We start from the raw sequence: 21,897 nt of genomic DNA on the forward strand, positions 1-21,897 counted from the left end.
TTGGCGGATAACCTGAATGCGCCGCCCTTCGGGGCGGCGCTTTTGATTTACAGGTTGTCACCAAACCCGAAGGTCTCGGTGACATAGTCAATATCCTTGTCGCCCCGCCCTGACAGGTTGATCAGGATCGACTTGCCGGGGTTCTTCGGTGCTTCGCGCATTGCGAAGGCAACGGCGTGTGCGCTTTCCAGGGCCGGGATGATCCCCTCATGACGGCTGAGCGCATAGAAAGCCGCCAGAGCCTCTTTGTCGTCAGCGGAGGTATAGTTCGCTTTGCCGGTGCGATACAGATGCGCATGCTCTGGTCCGACACCGGGATAGTCCAGACCAGAGGCGACTGTGTGGACCGGTGCTGGATCACCGTTCTCGTCTTTCAGAACCATGGTGCGGAACCCATGAATATCTCCGTCTTCACCATAGGTAATCGTGGCCGCGTGATCGCCCAGCTTGGACGACGTGCCCATCGGCTCTACTCCATGCAGCGATACGTCTTCGTCGTCGATAAAGCCGGAAAACAGACCCATCGCGTTTGACCCGCCGCCGACACAGGCGGCGACCATGTCGGGTAGCCCGCCGGTCATCTCAAGGAACTGCTCACGCGATTCAATCCCGACGATGTGCTGGAAATCGCGCACGATCAGCGGGAAAGGGTGTGGACCGACAACTGATCCGATGGCGAACAGAGCGGTATCTGCCTGCCCCATATAGCTTTCAAACGCACTGTCCACAGCTTCCTTGAGCGAACGTCCACCGAAGCCGACCGGCACAACCTTGGCACCCAGAAGCTTCATGCGGGTGACGTTCGGAGCTTCCTTGGCGATGTCGATCTCGCCCATGTGAATTTCGCATTCCAGCCCGAAATAGGCCGCAGCAGTCGCCAGCGCGACGCCATGCTGACCCGCGCCGGTTTCGGCCATCAGCTTTTTCTTGCCCATGAACTTTGCCAACAGCCCCTCGCCCATGCAGTGATTCAGCTTGTGCGCGCCGGTGTGGTTCAGATCTTCGCGCTTGGCATAGATTTGCGCCCCGCCAGACAGGTTCGACAGGTTCTTGAGGTAAGAGATTGGTGTCGGTCGTCCTTGGAAATGCTTGCGGATATGGCGCAGCTCGGCAATGAAATCGGCCGACTTTGAGATACGGTCATAGGCGTCGCGGATTTCCTTGAAATGCGGTTCAAGCGGCGGCGGTAACATTGCGCCGCCATAGTTTCCGAACATGCCGTCACGGGTGGGGGTGGATTTCAAGTATGATGCCATCGTGTCATTGATCCTTGCTTGCAAGTTTCAGGGGATCAGACAGGGACTTGTCTTTTGCCACAAGGTAAAAATTGCCGCAGGTCTTGATTTTGCAGCAAAAACGGCCCGCTGTTGAACGGACCGCTTATCCATGATCATGACGATTTTAGCCGGGGATGCGCAGCTTCTGACCGGGATAGATCAGGTCAGGGTCTTTCAGCATAGGCTTGTTGGCCTCAAAAATCTCTTTGTAGCGCGCGCCATTGCCCAGCGTCTTTTCCGAGATTGCCCAAAGCGTATCGCCTTTTTCCACAGTGTGGAATGTTGGCTCGCCATCCAGGTCGGCTTCAACCTCGGCGACGCCTTCGACGTTGCCAACGGCAAGAATGACCTTCTCGCGATCTTCCGCGCTCAGGTTCTCGCCGCCCTTTACTGTCACCTTCTCGCCGTCCAGCTTGATGTCCAATTTGGATGTGTCGATACCCAAATCAGCCACTTCCTTGTTCAAACTGTCAGCAGATGCTGTTTCATCACCGCCACCAAACAGCGATTTTCCCGCACCCTTCACAAAACTCCAAAGACCCATGATTTCCTCCGTTACAAAAACATACGACCGGCGACATCCTGCGGGAAATCAGCGCAGATGCCTAGGGGGAATACAAAGGTAAACTTTTCCTTTGACCAATTTACGATTGAGCTTAGTCTCGTTGTCGAATTGGGCTTCGGCCCGTTGGTAAAATTATGGGAGACCAAAATGGGTAAACGTGACGAACTGATTGCAAAGTATGCGGATGATCTGAAATCGAAATGCGGTATGACGCCGGATATGGACCTGCTGACCAAAGTGACCATCGGTTGCGGCCCTGCGATTTACAATGCCGATGCGTCTACCGTTGCGGCTGGACAGGACAGCGAGCTTGAGACCGTGAAAGACAATTTCCTGGTCAAGAAGCTGGGTCTTGCCGATGGCCCGCAACTGATGGAAGCAATCAATGCCGTCATCGACACCTATGGTCGTAGCGAGCGTAACAAGTATCGGGCCGTTGTGTATTACATGCTGGTCAAGCACTTCGGCAAGGAATCCGTCTACGGCTAAGCTGTTTGCGACGTGATGCAAGGGCGCTGCCATTTCGGCGGCGCCTTTTTTAGTGATGCATTAAGATATTGATTTTGAATAGTATTGTAAGCAAAGCAAGCTTGCCTCGCGGCGCGCTGGCCGCTACTGTCAAATCGAAGGCTAGGATGGCCGGACCCGAATTTCAAAGACGCTTGTGGTGCTGGGGAGCACGTGGGGTGGAAAGGAGGGGCCGAGACGTCAGCCCCTCCTTTCTCTTTTTTCAGAACACTAGAACAGGACAAGCACCAGCCCGATCACCGCGCAACCGCCCGCGGCATAACCGCCGTCGATCCAGATCAGGCTTTTGTTGCGATCGCCGAACATCACATTGTTCACGATCCAGGGTGCCACCACGAACAGGCCCAGCCCAAGTCCCGTGGTCAAGCCTTCGCCAACTGTATCAATTCCAGCCATGACAAAGATGTGCCGCATCATTCCAGCGACCACGAGCGCGCTGACGAACGCGACGATGAAAGGCAAGGGTGACTTGTCGACGGGCTTCCCGTTTTCATCGACTGCGATACCAGTCGCTTTCACCCATTGCTTGGCAAGTGCCATATACCAAACCGCGCCAAACGCGTAGCCCGCGATGGCCGAGATTAAGACCTGCAACATGAACAATCCTCCTGTGCGCGCTTTAACGCTTACAGTATGGACCCAAACCTAGGGGTTGTCGCCGGAAAGCTCTAAAACGATATCCCATTCTTCCTTCGTCACGGGCTGAACTGACAGCCGGGTGTTGTTGACCAGCACCATATCTGCAAGACGCGGATCGTCCTTGCACATGGCCAGCGTCACCGGGTTTTTCAGCGGTCGCACGGCCTTGATGTCCACGCACTCCCAGCGGTCATCGTCGGTGGTGCTGTCGGGATGGCTTTCAGCAATCACCTCGACAATGCCAACGATCTCTTTCTCTTTTTGTGAATGATAGAAGAAGCCCAGATCGCCGACTTTCATATCGCGCATATGGTTACGGGCCTGATAGTTGCGCACACCGTCCCATTCTTCGCCGGCGTCACCCCTTGCGACCTGCTGGTCCCAGCTCCAGGTCGAGACTTCGGATTTGAAAAGCCAATATGACATCAGCCCACCACCTTGTTCCACTGTTCAATTCGGACGTTCGAGAACAGGCCCGCCTTGGCATAGGGGTCGCCGTCGGCCCAGGCTTGCGCCGCGTCACGGTCTGCAACGTCAAGGATCACGAGCGATCCGCACATCGCCCCGTCTGCGTTCAGAAATGGCCCGGCCTGGGCCACGACGCCGGTGTCCTTGATATAGGCCAGATGGGCATCGCGGTTGGCTTTGCGAATGTCGATTGCACCGGGCTTGTCGGTGCAGATAAGAGCGGTGAGCATATCATTCCTCCTTCAGGGGCCGTGTCAGCAACATGTCTGCGGCTTCGTTTACGGTCAGGTGATTTTCCAGGACGGCCACGACCATGTCGGCGATGGGCATATCCAGCCCGATCTTTTTGGCAAGGTTAGAGACTGCTTTTGCCGTCGCCTTGCCCTCGATCGTCGTGCCTTCGGGTAACGGCTCGCCCCGGCCAAGCGCAAGACCGAAGGCATAGTTGCGCGACTTGTCGGACGAGCAGGTCAAAGCCAGATCTCCAAAGCCGGACAGGCCGGACAGGGTTTCGGGGCGCGCGCCGCGCGACAGGGCAAACCGCTGCATTTCGGCAAAGCCACGGGTCATCAGGGCGGCGTGGGCACTTTCGCCAAGCCCTGCGCCGATTGTCATTCCACAGGCGATGGCGACCACGTTCTTCAGCGCACCACCGATTTCAACACCGACAAGATCGGCGCTGCGATAAGGGCGGATGTTCGGCGTCGACAATGCGGTTTGCAGCGCATGGCCATCGTCAACCGCCAGCGTCAGCGCCGTGGGAAGGCCCGCTGCGATGTCCACAGCGAAGCTTGGCCCCGACAATATAGCGGGTGTTGCGGCAGGACAGGCTCGGCGGATGATTTCGGCCGGGCCAAGGCCGGTGGTCAGATCAATGCCTTTGCAGCACGCGACAAGGGTTTTGCCGTCCAGAAACTTTGTGTGCTGGGTCAGAAAGCGGGCAAGAGATTGCATCGGGACGGTCAGCAAAAGGATGCTGGATTGCGCTGCGTCCGACAGGTCGCCGGTCACGGCCAGCGTTTCGGGAAAGGTGAAGCCCGGCAGGCGTCGCGTGTTCTCGCGCGCCACGTCCATATCTGCCAGATCGCGCGCCCAGAGCGTAACGGGTCGCCCCGTGCGCGCCAAAGAGATCGCCAAGGCTGTGCCGAAAGCACCTGCGCCCAAGACCGAAACCGTCATGCTTTCGCCCCCTTCTTTCCTGATCCAAGCATGGCGGGGGCATGTTGGTCCAGTGGCCATCTTGGACGGGCCTGCAAGGTCATGTCGTCGCGCTGACCGGCCCGGAAACGCTCGATCCCCGCCCAAGCGATCATTGCGGCATTATCTGTGCACAGCGCAAGTGGTGGGGCCAAGAATGTGACTTTCTCACGTTCGCAAACAGTCTCTAACGCAGCGCGAATTGTCATATTGGCGGCAACACCTCCGGCCACGGCCAGCGTTGGGGTGGCCGGTGCCAAAGTCAGGTATTCGGCCAAGGCTCGGCGTGATTTTTCGGCCAGAACATCGGCCACGGCGGCCTGGAACCCGGCACAAAGATCGACACGGTCGGCACGGCGCAACCCGCCATGTTCGGCGACCAGTCGGTCGCGTTCGCGCAGCAGGGCCGTTTTCAAGCCCGAAAAGCTCATGTCGCAACCGGGGCGATCCAGAAGGGGACGTGGGAAATTGAACCGTTTGGGGTCGCCCTTGCGCGCTTCGGCTTCGACCGCGGGACCGCCGGGTTGCAGCAAACCCAAGAGCTTCGCTGTTTTGTCGAACGCTTCGCCGGGGGCGTCGTCGATGGTGCCGCCGAGCCTGCTAAACTCATCCGGTCCTTTGGCGATCAGGAACTGACAATGCCCGCCGGACACCAGCAACATCAGATAGGGGAACGCCGTCTGATCCGTCAGGCGGGGGGTCAGCGCGTGCCCTGCCAGATGGTTCACGCCAATCAGTGGCAGACCGGATCCAGCCGCCAGACCCTTGGCGCACATGACCCCCGCCACGACCCCGCCGATCAAACCGGGTCCGGCTGTGACGGCGATCCCGTCAAGCTCGCCAAGGCGCAAACCGGCCCGTAACAGAGCCTCTTCCACGCAAATATCCAGTTTTTCAGCATGGGCGCGGGCGGCAATTTCCGGCACCACCCCACCGAAATCAGCGTGCAACCCGGTCTGCCCAGCCACGATGGACGACAAAATCTCGGGCATTTGGTCGGCGGTATGGCGCACCACCGCCGCCGCCGTGTCATCGCAGGAGCTTTCCAGCCCCAAAAGGGTTATCGTGTCTGTCATCGCGTTCTGGTCCAAGCGGGATTGGTTGCGGTGTGGCCTCTGGTCGGGGTAACACCACAGGGCAAATCAGACAATCCCGGCAGGCTTATCATGTCCACCCAAAAGACGCTGGTTCTGACCCGACCAGAGCAGAACGCCAACCAGTTGGTCACTCAGATCAAGGAGTCCTTGGGTCGAGATGTGCCAGTTGTCCGCTCACCGATTATGAAAATTTCTCCGACGGGGTTTTGGCCGGACCTGACGGGCGTTGATCTGGTGATCGCGACGTCTGCACACGCCATTCATGGCCCGCTAGATGGCAAACCGGTTTTTTGTGTCGGCGTGCGCACCGCAGATGCGGCGACACTAGCGGGCGGAGATGTGCGCCACTGTGCGTTGGATGCGGCGTCACTGCTTGTGTGGATGGAAACTCAGCCCGATCCGGGCACGGTGATCTATTTGCGCGGGTCGCATGTGGCGACCGACATTCCAGCGGCACTGACAAAACTGAATATCGCAGCGCGCGCCGCTTGGACCTATCGGCAGGATGACCTGCCGCTGACCGACGCCGCCCGCAAACTGTTGGAAGGAACGAGACCCGCGATCCTTCCCCTTTATTCGCCCCGCTCAGCGCGATTGGTTGGGCAGGCGCTTGCAAAGATCGGAGAGAGCCTTCATGTCATTGCGATCAGTGACGCAGTTGCCGATGTTTGGCGCACCGAGACAGGGGGATCGTGTGATGTGGTCGCCGAACCCACCGGCGCGGCAATGGCAGATCGGATAATCGCGACCCTGCGACACTGACCTTGCTTGAGCCAACGGGGGTGGCAAGCTAAGCTGAAACCACAGACGCACCGTGATTTTCTTTAAGAGATTCGAGAGGTTCCGAAATTGGCCAAATCCCGCAAACCAGCCAAGGACACGCCAGAAATGGTCGAGGACGCCGTTGTCGTTGACGAACCCAAAACAGATGAACCGGAAACAGTGAACAAGGTGACTGAACCCGATGCGCCGGATCAGGCACCCGACGAGCAGGAGAAATCGGAAGGTGGTGGGCGTGATGCAGATGCAGAGGATGCAACCACGGATACAGATACGCCAGATCAGATTGCCAAGGATACGCCATCCGCTCAGGCTGCCCCCACCGCAGCCCCCGGTGGATCGACGTTTTTACCACTTCTATTGGGCGGAGCCGTTGCGGCGGCGCTGGGCTTCGGCGCGGCGCGCTATCCCGATCAATGGCCCTTTGCCAGCCAACCCGATGTGGACCCGATAGAGATTAAACTGACCGATCTGGGTGATCGTGTGTCTGGTATCGAGGAAGTGACGGCAGCGCAATCGGCCACGCTGACGGATTTGCAGGACGCCACCGGGCTGGATCAGTTGCGCGGTGAAATGACGGGTCAACTGAACCAGCTGCGCGTTCAATACGAGTCAATGTCGGAAAAGCTGACCGAACTGGAAAACCGGATCGTTACGGTCGAGAAACTGCCGCAGGGGTCCGGCATGGAAGCGGCCGCCGCCGCGGCTGCCGCCTATGAGCGCGAATTGCAGCAAATGCGTCAGATGCTGGACGCGGAACTTGAGCGTATTGGAAACGCTCAGGATCAGGCGCAGACGCTTGAGGTCAGCGCCGCCGAGGCAGCCAAAGCCGCTGCGGCACGGGCTGCGATGTCTCGTGTATTGGCGGCGCTGGAAAGCGGACAGCCCTATGGTGATGCGCTGTTTGATCTGACCGAGAATGCGGGTCTTGACGCACCGGACGCGCTGTCGGCATATGCGGAAACGGGCATCGTGACGCTGGCAACACTGCAAGCGCGGTTCCCGGAGGCGGCGCGCGATGCACTGGATGCGTCTATCCGGGCGGCGGTTGCAGATGGCCAGATGGATCGTGTGACGGCATTTTTCCGCACCCAGCTTGGTGCCCGGTCGCTTGAGCCGCAAGAGGGCGATGATCCCGATGCGATCCTGTCACGGGCCGAAGCCGCGCTGAAGGATGGCCGGATCGCGGCTGCATTAACCGAGCTTGAAGCTTTGCCCGACGCTGGCAAACCCGCGCTTGATGCTTGGATCGAACAGGCCGCCGCCCGCAAGGATGCGCTTGAGGCTGCCCAGGCCTTGGCCCAGCAAGTGAACAGTAATTAAGGACGCACCGATGCTTTGGTCTCTTTTCAAGATTATCCTTTTCGTGACTGCCATCGCTCTGCTGACGCTGGGTGCCGGGTTCCTGATGGAAACCGAGGGTGGCATTCGCATTGCCATTGGGGCGACCGAGTATAATCTGGAGCCTTTACAGGCGGTTATCGCTGCTGTGGTTCTGGTGGTGGCGATCTGGCTTGCGATCATTGTGCTTGGTCTGATCGTGGCTTTCATCCGGTTCGTGAATGGTGATGAAACCGCAATTTCACGCTATTTCGACCGGTCGCGAGAGCGCAAGGGATACGAGGCGTTGGCCGAGGGCATGATCGCGCTGGCCTCCGGTGAAGGCAGCACCGCTATGTCCAAGGCCAGTCGGGCCGAGAAATATCTGCACCGCCCCGAATTGACAAACCTTCTGACCGCGCAGGCCGCGGAAATGACCGGTGACAAGCGGAAGGCGGACGAGGTGTATCGCCGCTTGCTGAAAGATGAACGAACCCAGTTTGTCGGCGTGCGCGGCATCATGAAGCAAAAACTGGCCGAAGGGGATACCGAGACGGCGATGAAACTGGCGCAAAAGGCGTTTGCCCTAAAGCCGCGTCACACGGAAACGCAGGACGTGTTGCTGGGCCTGCAAGCCCGCCACAATGATTGGTCGGGTGCGCGCAAGACTTTAGGGGCCAAGCTGAAATATGGCGACCTGCCGCGTGATGTGCATAAGCGTCGCGATGCGGTTCTCGCGCTGTCCGAAGCCAAAGGCGTTCTGAACGAAGGCAACGACATCAAGGCGCGTGAGGCTGCAATTGAAGCCAATCGCCTGTCGCCCGATCTGGTGCCCGCCGCCGTGATGGCCGCCCGCACCTATATCGAACAGGGCAAACCACGCTATGCCAGCCGCGTTCTGGTCAAGGCGTGGAGCGCCCAGCCGCACCCAGACATCGCCGCCGCCTTCGCCGAGATTGTGCCGGATGAGACACCCGCCGATCGGCTGGTGCGGTTTCGTGCGCTGACCAAGCATCGCGACGGCGATCCCGAAACGCGGATGCTTCTGACCGAGTTGAACATCGCCGCCGAGGATTATGCCGAAGCCCGCAAAGCGCTGGGCGATTTACCCGATGCCTTGCCCAGCCAGCGTGCCCTGACGCTGCTAGCCGCAATCGAGCGCGGCGAAGGCGCAGATGATCAAACCGTCCGCGCTTTGCTGGCGCGTGCCGTGACGGCCCCGCGCGGCCCGCAATGGGTGTGCGAGAACTGCAACCATGTCCACGCCGCCTGGACCCCGATCTGTGATGGGTGTCAGGGCTTCGACACGTTGGCATGGAAGCCTGCGCCCGAAACCGATCACGCAATGCAAGGGGGGGCTGAGATGCTGCCGATGATTGTCGGCGCAGCGGACGCGGGTGATGACACAGCCGAACTTCTCGACCCCGATGACGGGCAAGAGGACGACGTGCTGGAGGCCGAACTGCTGGATGCGGACGCCACGCCGGATGGTGACGCGTCGAAAACCTAGCGACACGCGAGGACGGACAGGCAGCCTTGGCAATTCGATCTGCGACGATCCATCACCATTGCATGAAATTCGCTTGCACAGCGCCCAACCCGCGTCTAAAACCCCGATCGCTGCTGTGTTGTTCCGGGCCGGCAGTCATCTGTGGGCCGCTGTAGCTCAGCTGGTAGAGCACGTCATTCGTAATGATGGGGTCGGGGGTTCGAGTCCCTTCAGCGGCACCATTCTTCTCTTAGAAACAAGCATTTAGTCAAAAACAAATATGACAAACTTCCGGTTACAAGGAGCTATGTCGCCTATCGACCAACATCGGCAGCAGCCTGACGAACCCAAGAAGAAAAATTGGTGGAGCCAAGCTGCTCCTTGTAGCAATAGCGGCCCGCGTAACGAGAAAGCCTTATTACGTTCGTGTCGTGCGGTTTGATCCAAGTTGCCGGAAGCGTGACAGGCTGGGTGTAGTCATCGTACTTGACCCATTTTCCATTCTTGAATTCGGCCAAGCGGATGCTGTCGCCAGCCTTGTAAACTGCCATGTAGTCTAATGGGTTCGGCCCTTCATTCGACACGTACCCCTGTTGATTGCCCATGCGATGTATCCCAACAGCCAAAAGACCGTTACCTTTGACCACCGAGCGCGCAATCTCATAACGCACCCAACGACGCTCAAATGTGTTCGATCCTACGAGCACACAGGTTACAGAAGTATTCTTGATGCCTTCTCGGATAAGGTTTTTCAGAGAGTCTGGTCCGGTCCGCTTCGATCTCTCCCAAATACTACCGTCATAAAAACCCTCAGCCTCGCGTGAATATTCGTGATTGTAGCGCCAAGATTGACGAACTTGGTTCACACGCCAAACGTCGCTTTGGTAGTGAAATGAGAAGAATACTCGCCGTTTCGTGGTCGGGATTTGCAGTGAGGTGAACAAACTATTCATCTATACTCCCCTAAAAATGAGATATGCCACGGCGCCAAGTGAGAGCAATATCGCTAAGTAAAACCAGCTCACAGACCAAGAAACCGCAAGGCGCAACGTTGAAGCTGTTTCACTCATGAACGGTACTGCATTGAGGCTGTAGGCTTCAATTTCTTCACCGCGACGTACATGGTCATAGAGATTACGATAAGCGCGCTCTAGGCGGAGGTATTGTGCATCCATCAACCAGAAGATCAGCATCGGAACTATCGCAGCTACTGCATAGTAGGGGAAGGCTGTTCTACTGTTGCCATGACTGCCACTGCGGCACTACCAAACGTTGCCGCAAGCGCCTTCAATGTGAAGGAATTCGCGCCCATGCGGGAAATGACCCCTTGCAGCATTGTCAAATGTGCAATCCGGATGCTTTCATCTTGCGTTTGGTCTGGCGCCAATAGTCTATCCCTATCTTGTATGTCCGACTCGGTTATCAACAATATGTACCACACCCAAGTACAGGAACGAAAGAGGAACTCGTTGGGCTGTTTGGATTGAAGGACCACGCATCGCTCCGCCAGAAGCTAATGCCTACATCCGGTGACATGATGATCGACAGGACATGCCCCGGCTGCATCCCGCGAAATAGCATCCAGATCACTGCGGCGTACACCAGCTCAGAACGGGAGGCATAGTTCTTTCCGGGGGATTGCTGCCCGTCATGATGGCCTCGACCCATTCCGGCTCCGGCGGCAGAACTTCATAGAGATGATCGGGCAACCCTGCGTTTGCCGAGCAGCAAATCATGGTTCGGCTCGGAAAGACAACTTCTAACAGAAAAGTGGTGCCCCATGACGGACTCGAACCGCCGACCTTGTCCTTACGAAGGACCTGCTCTACCAGCTGAGCTAATGGGGCTACGCGACCGCCCGTTTAAACGCAACGGGCGGCCCCTTCAAGGCAGATTCAGAACGGAATCTCGTCGTCGCCATCATGCGTAGCCAAGCTGGCAAGAATCTCATCCTCAGACGGCTCGTCACTCTCTGCGTTTGCGATGAAAAACCAGTCACCACGGTCACGGTTCATCTTCCATGGGATGGCGCGAAGATTCCAAGGCACATGCAATCCGCAGATGACCTGCTCGCCCGCCTTGTTCTTGCCCACGAGTTGAACCATGTGATCCACCTCATGCGGAATGCCTGTCGCTATGTGCAGCGCCTCTGCGGCATCGTAGATTTCAAGAATCTGCTTCTTCTGCTCAACGAAGAGTTTTTCAACGAACTACGCCGATTGTGTTGAACAAACTTCCCAACTGAGTTGGATGAGCCAATTTTGCGGGAAGATATTCTGGTGAGGCGGCGAATTCCTTTGGTTTTTGGCTAATCGTAGGTCGAGTAGGAATAATGTTTTGCATTTTGTAGGACGCAGAGCGCCACAGGGAATTTTTCAACACAATCCGCCCAATTCGATAACGTAGCAAGCCAAAGAACGGATTCAGTTTGGGTCTGCTATTGACGCTCAGATTCCTATGAAATATGTCGTCATCCTACTGGGCGGGCGTTGTGTAGTGGTAAGACCTTAGCCTTCCAAGCTAATGACGCGGGTTCGATTCCCGCCGCCCGCTCCAGACCTCTTCGTTAGTTGCAAATACACGCTATCGCGCTGGCTGCATCGCCAGTTCCCTTTTCTCATCGCGTTTGAAAAACACGTAGTAAAAGACCGGCGCGGCCACCAATGTCAGGACGGATGCGAACGCCAAGCCGCCCATGATCGTCACCGACATCGACACGAAGAACGCGTCTGACAGCAGGGGTGCCATGCCAAGGATCGTGGTCACGGCGGCCAAAACAACGGGGCGCACCCGTGACGCCGACGCCTCGATAATCGCCGGTCGCAGGGGCACACCTTCAGCCCGGACAAGGTCGATTTCCTCGACCAGAACGATGCCGTTCTTGATCAACATGCCCGACAAGCTCAGAAGGCCAAGCAGGGCTGTGAAGCTGAACGGAAGACCAGTGCCCAACAGGCCAACCACCACACCGTTCACCGACATCGGCACAAGAAGCCAGATGATGATCGGCTGTCTGATCGCGTTGAACAACAGGATCGAGATCATCACCATGATCAGCGCACTCAGCGGCAGTTGCGCACCGAGGCTTGCCTGCGCTTTCGAGGCGTTTTCGAACTCGCCCCCCCATTCCATCGTGTATCCCGAAGGCAGCGGGATCGCCTCGACCGCAGACCGGATTTCGGTATGGGCCTGCGCGGCGGTTACGTCCGTCGCCACATCGGCCCCGACCGACATCGTCGGCACCCTGTTGCGCCGCTGGACCAATGTGTTTTCGACTCGATAATCAAAGCCCTCGATCAATTGCTCAATCGGCAGATAGGTGCCCGTGATTGGCGAGAACACAAGCTGGTCGTTCAGATTGAATTCTTCCGGTTGTGGGCGGCGCATGATGATCGGGATCTGTCTTTCCCGCTCGCGATACACCCCCGCGCGCAAACCGTCGGTCGCATAAAGAAGTGATGCCGCCACGTCGTCACGGTTGATCCCTGCCGTCTGCGCGCGCTGGGTGGCATAAACCGGCTCGATCACCAGTTCCTGCTCGCGCCAATCGGTGCGCAGGTTCAGAAGATTGTCGGAACTGTCGGCCATGACCTGCATGGCCTGATCCGCCAGATCGCGCAACACGGACGGATCACCCCCCGAAAAACGCACTTGGATTGGATCACCGCCGCCGGGGCCAAAGACAAGCCGCTGAACACGGAACTCAGCTTCGGGGAAGTTTTCCTTCCCGAAGGTTTCCAGCCGGGCGTGGATGTCCGGAATATCTTCCAAAGCGTTGGTGCGGATGATCAGGTGCCCATAGCTTTGATTGTCCTTGCCACCGTCATAGGTCAGCATGAACCTTACCGCACCACGCCCGGCATAGGAAGCAACCGAGGTGACATTCTGCTCGTTCAACAACCAGTCTTCCATCACCTCAAGATCGTCCGAAACCTGCTGAATCGAACTGCCCTGCGGCAGCTTGTAATAGACGAAGAACAGCGGAGTGTTCGAGTTTGGGAAGAACTGCTGTTTCACCGATCCAAAACCGACAAAGCAGACCATCGTGATGGCAACCAGCCCTGCAATCACCGGCCAGCGGAAGGTCAGGGATTTATCCAGGATCTTCTTGTAGAGCACAAAAAACCGGCCGGAATAGGCATCCGCCGCGTCTTGATTGCTGACCTTGAACAGGTAATGGCCCAGCAGCGGTGTCACCGTCAGCGCCAAAACCCAGGACAGCAACAGCGAGATACCGATCACCGCGAACAGCGAGAACAGGAATTCGCCAGTGGAATCCGGCGACAAACCAATCCCGGCAAAGGCCATGATCCCGATCACTGTGGCTCCGAGAAGCGGAATCTGGGTTTTCTTGGCAGCGTCATCCGCCGCCGCAAGCGAACTGCGCCCCCTGAGCATCGAGATTTGCATCCCTTCGGCGACAACAATCGCGTTGTCCACCAGCATCCCCATCGCAATGATCAGCGCGCCCAGCGAAATCCGCTCCATCTCGATCGAGAAGATCGCCATGAACAGAAGCGTGCCAACGACGGTCAGCAAAAGCGTTGCCCCGATGACAATGGCCGCCCGCCACCCCATGAACGCGCCCAAAACGACGATCACGATGCCGACCGACATGGCGAGGTTCTTCAGAAAGTCGTTCGAACTTTGCTCGACAACCAGATGCTGCTGATAGATGGGATGCAATTCGATCCCGTACGGGATGTCGGCAGACAATTGGGCCAGACGCGCGTCAACGCGATGTCCAACCTTCACGATGTCTTCTGTGTCCAACCCTGCAATGCCAATTGTGAACGCCTCTTCCCCATTAAACCGAATGATCTGATCGGGCGTCGCCACCCGTTCTCGGCTGACTTTTGCAACATCGGCAACGTTGAACAGCTGCCCATTCACCCCAATGCTGAGAGAGGCGATATCGGACACGGTTTCCGATCCTTCGGGTGCCTGGAACATCAATCGTGCGCCGTCCTTGTTCAGCGACCCGGCAGAGGTCACGGAATTGGCGGACGACACCGCGCCTATGATTGCAGCTGGCGGTATCCCCTGATTGACCGACAAGGTCATGTCAGGTTCGATATAAATTGCTTCTTCGGGGATGCCTGACAAATCAACATCGGCCACCCCGTCAACGACAAGAAGCTCGCGCCTCAGATAAGTGCCGAGATCATATTTTTCGGCATCCGTGAAGCCGGGGGCGGTGACGGCGTAATACAAGCCGAATACATCCCCGAAACTGTCATTCACGAAGGGCGGAAGGGCGTTGTCGGGCAGTTGTCGCGATGTGTCACGCACGCGTGCACGAAGACGGGTCCAAATGTCAGGCAATGCCTCGGCTGGATAGGTGGATTTGATCTCAACATCTATCCGGCTTTCACCGGGACGGTTGGTCGATGTGATCTTCTCGACCTCTTCCATCTTCTGAAGTGCGCTTTCCAGCGGTTCAGATACCTCGGTCGCGACCTGCGCGGCAGTGGCGCCCGGGTATTGCGTGACGACGACGGCCTGTTTGATGGTAAAGGCCGGGTCTTCCAGGCGGCCAAGATTCAGAAACCCCCAGATGCCGCCCAACAGCATGGTAAGGATGATCAGCCATGTATAGAGCGGCTTCTCGATCGAGGCGCGTGCGATATTCGGCATGTCAGCCCCCTTAGTTTGCGAAACCGGTAAAGCGGCGCACCGCGTCACCATCCCGCAGCGCCGATGCACCCGCTGCCACGATCACGTCGCCCGCCGAAAGACCGGACAACAATTCGAAATCACCATTGGGCGCGGGCTTGACCGTCACCGGGGTCGCGCTGACTGTGCCGGCGTCGCCGTCACCTGCCACGAAGCGCATGACGGACAGCGCCCCGTCGGGGGCCGCGACAATCGCAGTCGAGGGGATCAGGATACCGGGATTTTCGTGTGCCGCCGACACCCGCACGTTCACCGATGATCCGGGCAGAACATTCAGGTCCTCCCGCGGTGCCATGCCCAAGGTCAGGCGATAGGTCTGACCGGCCTCGGCGGCCTCGGCGTTGAATTCACGGATTGCGACCGGAAACGGCGTGTCATGGGCCGGAAACTCGGCCACGAACTGCACATTCTTTTCTTTCGACGCTGTTTGGAACAGGATTTCGGGCACGTCGATCTCGATCCGGATTTCGCTCATGTCATGCAGACGCACAACAGGCGTGCCAGCACTGATCGTGACGTAATTGTCGACATCCCGCGCCGCGACAAGCGCGTCGAACGGGGCGTAAAGCGTAGCGTTGTTCAGGTTTCTCTCGGCCTGCCTGAACGCGATATCAGCCAAGCTCAGCTGCGTCGTCGCATCGTCCAGGGCCACCTGACTGACGGTGTTTCCCCGCAGCTTGGTCAAACGATCCAGTGTCCGTTCCGCCAGATCTTTCTGCACAGCCGCTTGTTCCAGCGCCAACGAAAACTGTTCCTGATCCAACTGCGCCAGCAAATCACCTTCAGAAACCAATTGCCCTTCGATCACCGGAAACTCGACGATCTGACCTCCCACCTGGAAGGCCATATCAACACTTTGTCGCGCGACCACCTTGCCGAAAAAAACGCGGCTTAAAGTGTCATCATCTGCTGCGACCGTCATAAGTTTCACGGGTTTGACGGCATCTTCGGCGACGGCGCCAGAGATGGTAGCAACGATTGCGACCGCGGCGGCAGCCAAGAAGCGCGGAAATACGGGCATGTTTTGTCCTTAGCAGGTGGTGTGTTTCTGGATGTTACGGTGAATTTTAAGCGAGGTTCTGGCAAAACTGTCCAGCTCCTCGGCAGTCAGTTCCAGCGTCTCGCACAGCAATGTGCGCGCCATGACGACCATCGACGACCGCAAATCGGCGCCGTCGCCTGTCAACTTCAGAAGCCATGCCCGGCGGTCATCGGGATCACGCTCTCGCACCACCAGACCACGCGCCTCCAGCTGATCGGCGGCGGTGGTCATGGTCGAGGGCAGCACATTCATTTCACGTGCCAGCGTGCCAAGTCGCTTCGGACGGTCCAGCCAGACCACGATCTTTCGTTCGAAATAGGGCACGTCGATCTTGCTGTCGATTTCATCCATCAGCGATTCGATGAAGCCATGCAGAGCAAATACTCCCAGCAATGCGCCAAGTTCCGGTTCGACCGGTGAATCGTGTGGTGAATTGAAGTCAGATGGATGCGTCATGTGATAAACTGCCTGAGTCGCGCTGACGTACTTATAAATTTCATTTTCTGAAATATCCAGTATTAAAATCAATAAAATCGCCGTTAGCGTAGGACAACCCCGTCACACCCACCAATCTCCCTGGATGCCCTTACGTAACCTCTCACTTTGCATTGCGTTGCAGAGAATCCTCGGCAATCATCAGAGCGTTAGCTGTAAATAACCGTGCGTTCGCGTCGCGGCCTTCGGCCTCGCCTTTCACGAATTGGTAAAAAATTATTACCAGTTTGAGAAATATCAATTGAAATCTGGTTTTATCTACGTAGTAATTGCGTGGCAGCGTAAAGTTGACCCTTGGTCGGCCCGCGTTCGAACAAGAATATATCTAAAACTCGGAGGAGAATTATCTATATGGAACGCCGTAAGTTTCTAAAAGGCGCAGCGATTGGTGCTGGCGCAACAGCTCTTGCCACCCCGGCACTGGCGCAAGGTGGCAAGACAATGACCATCGTGTCGACCTGGCCGCGCGACTTTCCGGGTCTTGGTGTCTCGGCACAACGTCTGGCCGACCGCATTGGCGTGTTGTCCGAGGGTGCGTTGAATGTTGAATATTTTGCCGCTGGCGAACGTGTCGGCGCGCTGGACGTGTTTGACGAAGTCGCTTCGGGCAATAGCCAGGCCTATATCGGTGCTGACTATTACTGGACCGGCAAGCATCCTGCCCTGGCCTATTTCACCGCCGTGCCCTTCGGCATGTCCTTCGCTGAAATCAACGCTTGGTGCCTGTATGGCGGCGGCATGGAAATCTGGGATAAAGTTCAGGACCAGTTCGGCCTGAAAGGTCTGCCCGCAGGCAACACCGGCACCCAGGCTGGCGGCTGGTTCAACAAGGAAATCGAAAGCGCCGATGACTTCAAGGGTCTGAAAATGCGCATTCCGGGCCTTGGCGGTCAGGTTCTGGCGAAGCTGGGCGCATCGACCGTGTCGTTGCCCGGTGGTCAGATCTATGAAAACCTCGTCTCCGGCACCATCGACGCGACCGAATGGGTTGGTCCCTATAACGACTACTTCATGAAGTTCTATGAAGCCGCCAAGTATTATTACACTGGTGGTATGCACGAGCCGGGTGCGCAGCTGTCGCTGACCTCGAACAAATCGTGGTGGTCCAGCCTGTCGGATTGGGAACGCGCGGTGATCACCGCAGCGGCGCTCGAAGAAAACGCCAACTCCTACTTTGAAGCGATGGCGCTGAACGGTGAATACCTGACCAAGCTGGTGGACGAGCAAGGCGTCGAAGTGCGCAGCTTCAATGACGAGACTTGGGATGCAATGGGCGAAGCTGCTCAGGAAGTGTTTGAAGAAACCGCAAGCTATGACGCACTGGCTGCGGAAGTGAACGACGCCGTTCAGGCCAAGATGCGCGAAATCGGTCGCGGTATCTCGTTGTTCGAAGGTCAGTTCGTGAACCAGCGCAACCGGATTCTGGATCTGTAATCCAGTCTGGACGAAAGCCTAGAAAACCAAGGACGGGGAAGGTTCCCCGTCCTTTTTCCAAAGGATCACGCAAGAATTGATCCGACGGCCGTTCGGGAGGCGATATGGCACAAGACAGCACTCAACCAGACATTCCAAGACACGGCGACCCTGCAATCCTTGCGCGGTTGTTCGGCTGGTGCACGCTGACCATTCTGGCGGCATTTCTGATCAACAACGTGCTGGTGGTCGGGTTCGGTTATTCCGGCACAAATGCCTTTCTTGACGGCACAGCGCCCAGCGGATGGGTTCACCTGGCGTTGTATGCGGTGGCAATTGCCGTAGCTGCGGCCGTTGTCCTGCGCGGCCGGACGACATCACTGCGCTGGGATGCGCATCGGATCCACAAATTCAACGTCTACCTGATACGGGCCCTGTTCTGGGCCGTGTTCCTGATCGGGATCACAGACGCGACAATCGCATTCATGCGTGCCGAAAACCTGATCGAGCCGTTCTTGGGATCGACGAATGCCAGACTGTTCAGCCGTCCAAGCTGGGTTGGATCTTATGTGCACATTCCTTTGATCGTCGTCGCCTTTGGCATCGCGACTGTGACACGGACCCTTGGGTTCTTCTGGCTGGCTTTCCTGATCGTGATTGCCGAGCTTCTGATCGTAATCTCGCGTTTCATGTTCAGCTATGAACAGGCGCTGATGGGCGATCTTGTGCGCTACTGGTATGCCGCGCTGTTCCTGTTCTCATCCGCCTATACATTGTTTGACGAAGGCCATGTTCGGGTCGATGTCCTGTATGCTGGCTTCGGCAGAACGACGCGGGGCATTGTGAACGGGATCGGCACAATCCTGCTTGGAATGTCCACCGCCTGGGTCATTCTGGCTGTCGGTTTCGGGGGCAAGCAGTCCATCATCAACGCGCCAATCACCAGTTTCGAGATTTCGCAGGCCGGCCCCTTCGGCCTTTACACGAAATACCAGATGGCCGCCTTTATTGGCTTGTTTGCCGTCACCATGCTGATCCAGTTCGTCAGCTATTTCTTCGATGCCGTGGCAGACAAACGGGACGAACCCGGCCACCGCGAAATCGCACAATCTTCAGCGCACTGAGGTCTGACACATGGAACTTTTCTTTCTCTTCCTGCTGATCGTGATCATGGCAGGTGCGCTGGGGTCCGGCTATCCGGTTGCCTTCGCCCTTCCGGGTGCTGCGATCATCGCCATCGGCCTTGCCGCGGGCGCAGGCTATATGTTTACCGGATCAACCGATGCCTATTTCCATAGTGGCGGCCCGAACCAGTGGTTGTCCGCCGGGGTGACAAACCTTAGGGGCGTCTATTGGGAGGTCGAGCGAGATACGCTGATCGCCATTCCCCTGTTCATCTTCATGGGCATCATGCTTCAGCGTTCCAAGATCGCCGAAGACCTTCTGGTTACAATGGCCCGCCTTTTCGGACCGGTTCCCGGCGGGCTGGGCATTTCGGTCGTCTTCGTCGGCGCGCTTCTGGCGGCCACGACGGGGATCGTCGGCGCAACCGTGGTTGCAATGGGGCTGATCTCGTTGCCCGCAATGCTACGCAACAACTATTCGCAATCGCTGGCCACCGGCACCATTGCCGCATCGGGCACGTTGGGGCAGATCATTCCGCCGTCGATCGTGCTGATCATTCTGGCCGACCAGTTGGCCTCGGCCACCGACCAGGCCGGAACGGCGCGCAAGATTCTGCACAAGGAAGCCACGGGCGAGCTGTCCATGCCGTCCATGTTCGACGTGGTGTCGACATCGGCGGGCGAGATGTTTTTGGGTGCGTTCATCCCCGGTATGCTGCTTGTCGGGCTCTACATGCTCTACATCCTGTTTTACGCAATTTTGCGGCCGCAACAGGCCCCGGCTGTTCCCTATGAGGGTGCGTTTGACCTCGATTTCCTTAAGAACGTTCTGATCACGCTGGTCCCGCCGCTTGCCCTGATCTTTCTGGTTCTCGGGTCGATCATCGCAGGCATCGCCACGGTGAACCAAGCTGGCGCCATTGGCGCGGCTGGCGCGATGATCATGGCCGGATATCGTCTGCCCGCACCGGGCAAAACGCTATATTATCCCGCACTTCTGGCCATCGCGGCCCTTTTTGTCGCGGGCTATGCCCTGACGAATTTTGAAATGAACGTCAAAGGCGTCGAAAACGTCACCGATCAGCTGGGTATCACGCTTGGCGTCATTTCGACCATCATGCTGCTGATTGCGCTGGGCTGGTCGTGCTGGCGCATCTTCAAGATCGAAGACACGCTGGCAGGCGTCATGCTGGAAACAGCCAAGACGACCTCGCTGGTCTTTATCATCCTTCTGGGTGCCGCCATGCTGACCGCTGCGTTCCGCGCCTTTGGTGGGGAAGAGCTGGTGCGTGAGTTCCTGTTGGGCCTTCCGGGCGGGTTCTGGACGCAGTTCGTCATCGTGATGCTGGTGATCTTCATCCTGGGCTTCTTCCTTGACTTTATCGAGATCGCGGTGGTCGTCGTGCCGATTGTGGCACCCATCCTGCTGGCCGATCCCGAAGCCAACATCACGGCCGTTTGGCTGGGTGTGATGATTGGTCTGAACATTCAGACCAGTTTCCTGACACCTCCGTTCGGATTTGCGCTGTTTTATTTGCGCGGGGTGGCCCCTGCCGTCGTCAAGACGGTGCAGATGTATAAGGGTGTGATCGCCTTTATCCTGTTGCAACTGACGGCGCTGGCCATCGTGGGTTCGTATCCTCCGCTGGTGAACTACCTGCCCAACCGGGTCAGTTTCCTGTCAGAAACCAGCCCGCCACCACGAAACCCAAGGCTTCAGATGTGCCTTGAGGAATATGTCGGGCAGAAACTGTCGGAAAGCACCGAAATTCAGGACGCTATCGCAACCGCGCGAGCCTTCGATCTGGCGGTGTTACCCGAAAATCTGTCGGACGACATGACCGACGCGCTTGATTCTGCTGACACCGCCGTTTCCGAGCTTGAATCCGCATTTGCCGCCGAAAGCGAAGTGGAAGCTGCCGCGGACGATTATCGCCCGCAATTGCGGTTGGTGCGCGGGATAGAGAAACAGATCCGTAGTGCCAACGAGGCGATCGACAATCTGAAAACCCGGATCGGTCGGATGCGCGACGAAAGTCAGGCATCCGCGCGGACCGCGCTTGAGGCTGATGTTGCCGCCCTGACCGCCGAGGTCGAGTATCTGCGCGAGCAAATTCCCGAAAGCTGGAAAGAGGTTCACGAAACCTTCCAAGGCTTGACCAACGCCGAAAACGCGGCGCGGACACGCTATCGCCGGGCTGCCGACTCGGCCTATGAGGATGCGCTGGATGTTCTGGCCGTGCTTGAAGCAACCGAGAGTTTCGCCGCGATGGAACCGCAATTGCGCGACTTGAAAGCGACAATTGAATCCACACCCGAAAGCGAAGCAGAGGATCTGGTCAGTGAAATGTCCAAGGCTTTCGGCAAAATCGAAGGTGCGGATGATGTCGAAGACGCCTTGAAAGACGTCGCGAAGGCGCTGAAGGGAAGCAACCCTGACCGTGTCGAAGCGATGGAATCCTATGACACCGCCGTATCAGAGTTCGAGTCGCAGATCGCATGGCGCCAGCAGGCGGACGCAACCCTGCGCCCAGGTCTGACAAGCTATGTGGACACCCTGCGTGGCAGCCTTGGCATTCGCGTTCAGGATCGATTCACCCGCGAACAGGCATTGGCAATGGCATCCTGTTCGTCACAACATCGCGATATCTCGTTGAATTTCTGAGCATATTTGACACAACAACTGAAAGGGCCGGTGATGACACCGGCCCTTTTGTATGCTGTAGTGGGTAGTATTTTCACATCGGACATAGGATAAGTGTCGGAACGGAAAGCCACACAGTCGGT

The 21,897-nt window shown here is 57.4% G+C and carries 19 protein-coding genes and 3 tRNA genes; 9 read left to right on the top strand and 13 right to left on the bottom strand.

Translation table 11 applies throughout. The features are described 5' to 3' along the window. Positions 1–47 precede the first annotated feature (47 nt). Together trpB and lysM are read right to left on the bottom strand one after the other, a co-directional pair. Entirely contained in the window at positions 48–1,256 is a 1,209-nt protein-coding gene (trpB, locus tag BMY55_RS01630) for a tryptophan synthase subunit beta (protein ID WP_091427719.1), read from the bottom strand. Between the two features lie 145 nt (positions 1,257–1,401). After that, positions 1,402–1,821: a peptidoglycan-binding protein LysM gene (lysM, locus tag BMY55_RS01635; protein WP_091427721.1), complete on the bottom strand. Its 420-nt coding sequence runs from the start codon at positions 1,819–1,821 to the stop codon at positions 1,402–1,404. Between the two features lie 168 nt (positions 1,822–1,989). Here lysM and BMY55_RS01640 point away from each other — a divergent pair, with 168 nt between their 5' ends. Next, complete coding sequence (locus tag BMY55_RS01640; protein ID WP_091427723.1) at positions 1,990–2,331, top strand: DUF2853 family protein; 342 nt, start codon at positions 1,990–1,992, stop codon at positions 2,329–2,331. A gap of 249 nt (positions 2,332–2,580) precedes the next feature. Here BMY55_RS01640 and BMY55_RS01645 read toward each other — a convergent pair whose 3' ends face one another. The 5 genes from BMY55_RS01645 to tsaD are packed head-to-tail and all read right to left on the bottom strand — an operon-like array spanning position 2,581 to position 5,750. Continuing rightward, the gene (locus BMY55_RS01645) at positions 2,581–2,967 is read right to left on the bottom strand and encodes a DUF1761 domain-containing protein (protein WP_322787709.1); all 387 of its coding nucleotides are present in this window, start codon (positions 2,965–2,967) and stop codon (positions 2,581–2,583) included. Positions 2,968–3,015: 48 nt separating this feature from the next. Next, positions 3,016–3,435: an EVE domain-containing protein gene (locus BMY55_RS01650; RefSeq protein ID WP_091427727.1), complete on the bottom strand. Its 420-nt coding sequence runs from the start codon at positions 3,433–3,435 to the stop codon at positions 3,016–3,018. Further along, positions 3,435–3,707 carry a YciI family protein gene (locus BMY55_RS01655; protein WP_091427729.1) on the bottom strand — a complete coding sequence of 91 codons (273 nt, stop codon included), beginning with the start codon at positions 3,705–3,707 and terminating at the stop codon, positions 3,435–3,437. Before BMY55_RS01655 ends, BMY55_RS01650 begins: the two co-directional genes overlap by 1 nt. A gap of 1 nt (position 3,708) precedes the next feature. Next, positions 3,709–4,656 (bottom strand): NAD(P)H-dependent glycerol-3-phosphate dehydrogenase, encoded by a 948-nt coding sequence (locus BMY55_RS01660; RefSeq protein ID WP_091427731.1) that lies wholly within the window; start codon positions 4,654–4,656, stop codon positions 3,709–3,711. Beyond that, positions 4,653–5,750 (bottom strand): tRNA (adenosine(37)-N6)-threonylcarbamoyltransferase complex transferase subunit TsaD, encoded by a 1,098-nt coding sequence (gene tsaD / locus BMY55_RS01665; RefSeq protein WP_091431923.1) that lies wholly within the window; start codon positions 5,748–5,750, stop codon positions 4,653–4,655. Before tsaD ends, BMY55_RS01660 begins: the two co-directional genes overlap by 4 nt. A 90-nt stretch (positions 5,751–5,840) precedes the next feature. Between tsaD and BMY55_RS01670 the strand changes: the two genes are divergently transcribed. From BMY55_RS01670 to BMY55_RS01685, 4 genes are all read left to right on the top strand, one after another. Continuing rightward, the gene (locus BMY55_RS01670; RefSeq protein WP_177179269.1) at positions 5,841–6,533 is read left to right on the top strand and encodes a uroporphyrinogen-III synthase; all 693 of its coding nucleotides are present in this window, start codon (positions 5,841–5,843) and stop codon (positions 6,531–6,533) included. 87 nt (positions 6,534–6,620) lie between these two features. After that, on the top strand, positions 6,621–7,874 hold the full coding sequence (locus BMY55_RS01675; protein WP_091427732.1) for a COG4223 family protein: 1,254 nt from the start codon (positions 6,621–6,623) through the stop codon (positions 7,872–7,874). A 10-nt stretch (positions 7,875–7,884) separates the two neighbouring features. Then, entirely contained in the window at positions 7,885–9,381 is a 1,497-nt protein-coding gene (locus BMY55_RS01680; protein WP_091427734.1) for a heme biosynthesis protein HemY, read from the top strand. Positions 9,382–9,526: 145 nt separating this feature from the next. Then, positions 9,527–9,602: transfer RNA gene (locus BMY55_RS01685), tRNA-Thr, on the top strand. A 72-nt stretch (positions 9,603–9,674) separates the two neighbouring features. On the opposite strand, the gene BMY55_RS01690 is transcribed toward BMY55_RS01685, so the two are convergent. The 3 genes from BMY55_RS01690 to BMY55_RS01710 form a co-directional block, all read right to left on the bottom strand. Continuing rightward, positions 9,675–10,313, bottom strand: coding sequence for a TIR domain-containing protein (locus BMY55_RS01690; RefSeq protein ID WP_091427736.1), 639 nt, complete (start codon positions 10,311–10,313; stop codon positions 9,675–9,677). Positions 10,314–11,131: 818 nt separating this feature from the next. Then, a tRNA-Thr gene (locus BMY55_RS01705) sits at positions 11,132–11,207 on the bottom strand. A gap of 48 nt (positions 11,208–11,255) precedes the next feature. Beyond that, positions 11,256–11,465 carry a hypothetical protein gene (locus tag BMY55_RS01710; protein WP_091427741.1) on the bottom strand — a complete coding sequence of 70 codons (210 nt, stop codon included), beginning with the start codon at positions 11,463–11,465 and terminating at the stop codon, positions 11,256–11,258. 377 nt (positions 11,466–11,842) lie between these two features. Between BMY55_RS01710 and BMY55_RS01715 the strand changes: the two genes are divergently transcribed. Next, a tRNA-Gly gene (locus BMY55_RS01715) sits at positions 11,843–11,916 on the top strand. A gap of 27 nt (positions 11,917–11,943) precedes the next feature. Here the strand turns inward: BMY55_RS01715 and BMY55_RS01720 are convergent. The 3 genes from BMY55_RS01720 to BMY55_RS01730 are packed head-to-tail and all read right to left on the bottom strand — an operon-like array spanning position 11,944 to position 16,534. Further along, on the bottom strand, positions 11,944–14,997 hold the full coding sequence (locus BMY55_RS01720) for an efflux RND transporter permease subunit (protein ID WP_091427742.1): 3,054 nt from the start codon (positions 14,995–14,997) through the stop codon (positions 11,944–11,946). Positions 14,998–15,007: 10 nt separating this feature from the next. Next, entirely contained in the window at positions 15,008–16,057 is a 1,050-nt protein-coding gene (locus BMY55_RS01725) for an efflux RND transporter periplasmic adaptor subunit (protein WP_091427744.1), read from the bottom strand. A 9-nt stretch (positions 16,058–16,066) separates the two neighbouring features. Further along, positions 16,067–16,534, bottom strand: coding sequence for a MarR family winged helix-turn-helix transcriptional regulator (locus BMY55_RS01730; RefSeq protein WP_091427746.1), 468 nt, complete (start codon positions 16,532–16,534; stop codon positions 16,067–16,069). Positions 16,535–16,924: 390 nt separating this feature from the next. Here BMY55_RS01730 and BMY55_RS01735 point away from each other — a divergent pair, with 390 nt between their 5' ends. The 3 genes from BMY55_RS01735 (at position 16,925) to BMY55_RS01745 (ending at position 21,775) form a co-directional block, all read left to right on the top strand. Then, on the top strand, positions 16,925–18,007 hold the full coding sequence (locus BMY55_RS01735; protein WP_091427748.1) for a TRAP transporter substrate-binding protein: 1,083 nt from the start codon (positions 16,925–16,927) through the stop codon (positions 18,005–18,007). Between the two features lie 104 nt (positions 18,008–18,111). Further along, positions 18,112–19,110: a TRAP transporter small permease subunit gene (locus BMY55_RS01740; protein WP_091427750.1), complete on the top strand. Its 999-nt coding sequence runs from the start codon at positions 18,112–18,114 to the stop codon at positions 19,108–19,110. A gap of 10 nt (positions 19,111–19,120) precedes the next feature. Beyond that, positions 19,121–21,775 carry a TRAP transporter large permease subunit gene (locus tag BMY55_RS01745; RefSeq protein WP_091427751.1) on the top strand — a complete coding sequence of 885 codons (2,655 nt, stop codon included), beginning with the start codon at positions 19,121–19,123 and terminating at the stop codon, positions 21,773–21,775. Positions 21,776–21,897: the final 122 nt, after the last annotated feature.

This window comes from Aliiroseovarius sediminilitoris (assembly GCF_900109955.1).
GTDB classification, from domain to species: domain Bacteria; phylum Pseudomonadota; class Alphaproteobacteria; order Rhodobacterales; family Rhodobacteraceae; genus Aliiroseovarius; species Aliiroseovarius sediminilitoris.